Raw genomic sequence first — 5729 nt, 5'->3', positions numbered from 1 at the left:
GGGGACCGGGATGACTCCCGCACCGAGTGACGAGCCTGTGGCCCCTCCGGCTGAGGCGGACCACCTGACGCCTGACCACCTGACGCCTGACCACCTGACGCCTGACCATCTGACGTCTGACCACCTGACGCCTGACCACCCAGCACCCGATGACCACCCGGCCGATCAGTACACGATCGGCCAGCTCCTGACCGCGATTTTCCGCGCCCCGACCGCACGTGTCCCGGCTTCCCCGAAGGTGGCCCTCTGATGGCAGACGAAAAGAAGCTCCTCGACCACCTCAAGTGGATGACGGCCGAGTTGCGCAAGACCACCCGCAAGCTGCGCGAGGTCGAGGACGCCGAGCAGGAGCCGATCGCGATCGTGGCGATGAGCTGCCGCCTGCCCGGTGGTGTGCGGTCGCCCGAGGACCTGTGGCAACTGGTCGCCACCGGCGGGGACGCGATCACCCCGTTCCCGGCCGACCGCGGCTGGGACGTCGACGGCCTGTACCACCCGGACCCGGACCACCCGGGCACGGTCTACGCGACCGGCGGCGGCTTCCTGCACGACGCAGGCCGCTTCGACGCGGAGTTCTTCGGTATCAGCCCGCGTGAGGCGCTGGCGATGGACCCGCAGCAGCGGCTGCTGCTGGAAGCCTCCTGGGAGGTCTTCGAGCGGGCCGGTATCGACCCGGGCGGTCTGCGCGGCAGCCGGACCGGCGTCTACGTCGGCGGCAGCTACCAGGGCTACGGCTCGGAGCTGAAGGAGGTGCCGGAGGGCGTCGAGGGCCGGCTGCTGACCGGCAACGCGACCAGCGTGCTCTCCGGTCGGATCGCCTACACCCTGGGGCTGGAGGGTCCGGCCGCCACCCTGGACACCGCCTGCTCCTCCTCCCTGGTCGCCCTGCACTGGGCGTGCCAGGCGCTGCGCCGCGGCGACTGCTCGCAGGCCCTGGTCGGCGGCGTCACGGTGATGGCCACCCCGGACGTGTTCATCGAGTTCAGCCGCCAGCGCGGCCTTGCGGCCGACGGGCGCTGCAAGTCCTTCGCCGCCGGGGCCGACGGCACGGGCTGGTCCGAGGGCGTCGCGATGCTGCTGGTCGAGCGGCTCTCGGACGCCCGGCGCAACGGCCACCCGGTGCTGGCCGTGGTGCGCGGCAGCGCCGTCAACCAGGACGGTGCTTCGAACGGCCTGACGGCGCCGAACGGTCCGGCCCAGCAGCGGGTGATCCGCCAGGCGCTGGGCGACGCCCGGCTGACGGCCGGCCAGGTCGACGTGGTCGAGGCGCACGGCACCGGCACCACGCTCGGCGACCCGATCGAGGCGCAGGCCCTGCTGGCCGCCTACGGTCGCGAGCGGGCGGCCGAACGCCCGCTCTGGCTGGGCTCGTTGAAGTCGAACATCGGCCACACCCAGGCGGCGGCCGGTGTCGCGGGCGTGATCAAGATGGTCATGGCGATGCGGCACGGCGTGCTGCCGCCGACCCTTCACGTGGACGAGCCCACCCCGCACGTCGACTGGTCGGCGGGTGCGGTCTCGTTGCTGACCGAGGCCACCGCCTGGCCGCTGACCGGCGAGCCCCGGCGGGCCGCGGTCTCCTCCTTCGGCGTGAGCGGCACCAATGCGCACACCATCCTGGAGCAGGTGCCGGAGCCGGCCGAGGCCGGCGAGGAGGAGACGACGTCACCCGCCGCGGCCGCCGTGGTGCGCACTGCCGTGGTGCGCACTGCCGTGGTGCCGTGGCTCCTCTCGGCGAAGAGCGCCGACGCCCTGCGCGCCCAGGCCGCGCGGCTGCTGAGCCACCTGGCCGCCGGACCGGGCCAGGAGGACCGCCTGCCCGACCCGGTCGACCTCGGCTACTCGCTGGCGACCACCCGGGCCGTCCTGCCACAGCGCGCGGTGCTGGTCGCCACCGAACTGGACGAGTTCCGCCGCGACCTCCAGGCACTCGCCGCCGACGGGAGCACCAGCGCGCGGCTCGTGCGGGGCGAGGCCGGCGACGGCAAGCTCGCCTTCCTCTTCACCGGCCAGGGCAGCCAGCGCCCCGGCATGGGGGTCGAACTCTACGCGGCCTTCCCGGTGTTCGCCGAGGCGTACGACGCGGTCTGCGCCGAGCTGGACCAGCATCTGGCGACGCCGGTCGGCGAGGCCGACACGCTGCTCGACCAGACCGCCTACACCCAGCCGGCGCTCTTCGCCATCGAGGTCGCGCTCTTCCGCCTCGTCGAATCCTGGGGTCTGCGGCCGGACTTCCTGGCCGGGCACTCGATCGGCGAGCTGGCCGCCGCACACGTCGCGGGCATCCTCTCGCTCCCCGACGCCGCCCGGCTGGTCGCTGCCCGCGGCCGCCTGATGCAGCAACTGCCCGCCGGCGGTGCCATGGTGGCCGTGCAGGCGAGCGAGCAGGAGGTGCTCCCGCTGCTCGCAGGGCGCGAGCACGAGGTGGGCATCGCCGCCGTCAACGGCCCGGCCTCCGTGGTGGTTTCGGGTGCGGAGCAGGCCGTGGCGGAGGTCGCCGCACAACTCGCCGAACTGGGCCGCAAGACCAAGCGCCTGACCGTCAGCCATGCGTTCCACTCGCCGCTGATGGAGCCGATGCTGGCCGAGTTCCGCGCGATCGCCCAGCAGTTGACGTTCAACGCCCCCACCGTCCCGATCGTCTCCACGCTCGACCGGGAAGCCGACCTGACTGACCCCGCGTACTGGGTTCGCCACGTCCGCGAGGCCGTCCGCTTCGCCGACGCCGTCCAGACCCTGGAGCAGGACGGCGTGCGCACCTTCGTCGAGCTGGGCCCCGACGGCACCCTCAGCGCGCTCGGCCAGGAGATCGCCACCGGCGCCGCCTTCGCCCCGGTGCTGCGCGCCGACCGCCCCGAGGTCGAGACCGTGCTGACCAGCATCGCGCTGGCCCAGGTGCGCGGTGCCGCGCTGGACCGTGAGGCGCTCTTCGCCGGGCGGCCCGCGCAGCGCGTCGAGCTGCCCACCTACGCCTTCCAGCACGACTGGTACTGGCTGGAGTCCGGCGGCGCGGGCACCAAGGCAGGGGCGGCGGCAGCCGCGGCGGCCGCCGTGCCGGATGCGGACTTCTGGGCGGCGGTCGAGCGCGAGGACGTCGACGCGCTGGCCGCCACGCTCGCGGTGGACGACGAGGCCGCGCTGGGCACGCTGCTGCCCGCCCTGTCGGCCTGGCGCCGCGGGAGCCGCGAGCAGTCCACCCTGGACGGCTGGCGCTACCGGGCCAGTTGGCAGCCGGTCACCGAGTCCCCGGCGGGGGCGCTGACGGGCACCTGGCTGGTGGTGCTCCCGGCCGGGCACCGCGACGACGCCCTCGTGCGGGACATGGCACGGGTCCTGACCGCGCGCGGCGCGACGGTCCGGCTGCTGGCACTGACCGGCACCGCGCGCGGCGACATCGCCGGTGAGCTGCTCGGCGCCGTCTCCGACGCTCCATCACCGCTCGCCGTCCTCTCGCTGCTGGCACTGGAGGAGGCCACCTCGGTGGCCGGCACGCTCGGGCTGCTCCAGGCGCTGGGCGATGGGGGCTTCGAGGCGCCGCTCTGGTGCGTGACGCGCGGCGCGGTCTCCACCGGTCGCACGGACCGGTTGGCGAGCCCCGTGCAGGCCCAGCTCTGGGGCCTGGGCCGGGTGGCGGCGCTGGAACAGCCCGAGCGTTGGGGCGGGTTGGTCGACCTCCCGGAGCACGCGGACGACCGCGTGCTGTCCCGCCTCGCCGATGCCCTGGCCGGCGTCGGCGGTGAGGACCAGCTGGCCGTGCGCGCCACCGGCCTGCTCGCCCGCCGCCTGGTCCGCGCCCCGCGCGGCAGCGCGACCCCGTGGCAGCCGACCGGGACGACCCTGATCACCGGTGGCACGGGTGCGCTGGGTGCCGAGGTGGCGCGCTGGCTGGCCCGCAACGGCGCCGAGCAGCTCGTGCTCACCAGCCGGCGCGGCCCGGAGGCTCCCGGTGCGGCCGAACTGGTCGCTGAGCTGGCAGAGTTGGGTGCCGAGGCGACGGTTGCGGCGTGCGATGTGGCCGACCGCGGGGCGCTGGCCGAGCTGTTGGCGGCGCACCCGGTCTGCGCCGTCTTCCACACCGCGGGCGTGCTCGACGACGGGGTGCTCGATGGCCTGACCGCCGAGCAGTTCGCCGCCGTGGCTCGTCCCAAGCTGGACGCGGCCCGCAATCTTCACGAACTGACCGCCGGCCTCGGCGCGTTCGTGCTCTTCTCCTCCACCGCCGGGACGATCGGCAACCCCGGCCAGGCCAACTATGCGGCCGCCAACGCCTACTTGGACGCGCTGGCCGAGCAGCGCCGGGCCGACGGCCTGCCCGCCACCTCGATCGCCTGGGGCCCGTGGAGCAGCGGCGGGATGGCCGCCGGCGGGGCGCTGGAGCAGCGGCTGCGCCGCGAGGGCGTCCCGCCGATGGACCCGGCCTCGGCGATCACCGCCCTGCACCAGGCGCTGGAGAACGGCGACGGCACGCTCGCGATCGCCGACATCAGCTGGGAGTTGCTGCTCGGCGGCACCACCGGCAGCCGCCGCGCCACCACGCTGTTCGACGCGATCCCCGAGGCCCGCCAGGCCCTGGCGGCCACCACCGACGGCGCGGACGACGGCGCGGCCGGCGCACACCGGGCGCAGCGCGGTCCGCTGGCCCAGCGCCTGGCCGCTCTCACCCCCGCCGAGCAGGAGCGCGCGCTGCTCGAAGCCGTCCGCGCCGAGGTGGCCGCCGTGCTCGGCTACCCCGGTCCGGAGGCGGTGGACCCGGCCCGGGCGTTCAAGGAGCTGGGCTTCGACTCGCTGACCGCCGTCGAGCTGCGCAACCGCCTGAACGCCGTGACCGGCCTGAGCCTGCCCAGCACCCTGGTCTTCGACTACCCGACCACGGCCGCGCTGGCCGGCTACCTGTGCACCGAGCTGCTCGGTGGCACCCAGGTTGCCCCGGCGGTGGTTGCGGCGGGCGCGGTTGACGATGAGCCGATCGCGATCGTGGCGATGAGCTGCCGGTTCCCGGGGGGTATCGCGTCGCCCGAGGAGCTGTGGGAGTTGCTCGTCTCGGGGCGTGATGCGATCTCCGGGTTCCCGACCGATCGTGGCTGGGACCTCGCCTCGCTCTTCGGCACCGACGAGGCCCAGTCCTCGCACACCCGTGACGGCGGCTTCCTCACCGGCGTGGCCGAGTTCGACCCGACGTTCTTCGGGATCTCGCCGCGTGAGGCGTTGGCGATGGACCCGCAGCAGCGGCTGCTGCTCGAAGCCTCCTGGGAGGCGTTCGAGCGGGCGGGCATCGACCCGGCCACGCTGCGCGGCAGCCAGGCGGGCGTCTTCGTCGGCACCAACGGCCAGGACTACCTCGCCCTCGCCGCCTCCTCGGCGGACGAGCTGTCGGGCCAGCTCGGCACCGGAACCGCGGCGAGTGTGGTGTCGGGGCGGTTGTCCTACACGTTCGGTCTGGAGGGGCCGGCGGTGACGGTGGATACGGCGTGTTCGTCGTCGTTGGTGGCTCTGCACATGGCGGTGCAGGCGTTGCGTGGTGGTGAGTGTTCGTTGGCGTTGGCGGGTGGTGTGACGGTGATGTCGACGCCTGGTGCGTTTGTGGAGTTCAGTCGTCAGGGTGGGTTGGCGGTGGATGGGCGGTGCAAGGCGTTTGCGGGTGGTGCGGATGGTACGGGGTGGGGTGAGGGTGTGGGGGTGTTGTTGGTGGAGCGGTTGTCGGATGCGGAGCGGAACGGTCATCCGGTGTT

1 protein-coding gene is annotated in these 5729 nt (G+C 74.0%); it reads left to right on the top strand.

What is annotated here, in order from left to right:
• Positions 1 to 246: 246 nt before the first annotated feature.
• Positions 247 to 5729 (top strand): type I polyketide synthase (locus ACFZB9_RS35950; protein ID WP_391454252.1); only part of this gene is annotated, 5483 nt, incomplete at its 3' end.

It is taken from the genome of Kitasatospora sp. NPDC008050 (assembly GCF_042957465.1).
GTDB lineage: Bacteria > Actinomycetota > Actinomycetes > Streptomycetales > Streptomycetaceae > Kitasatospora.
Note: the sequence above shows the minus strand (reverse complement) of the source record. Positions and strands in the feature narration are given on the sequence as shown.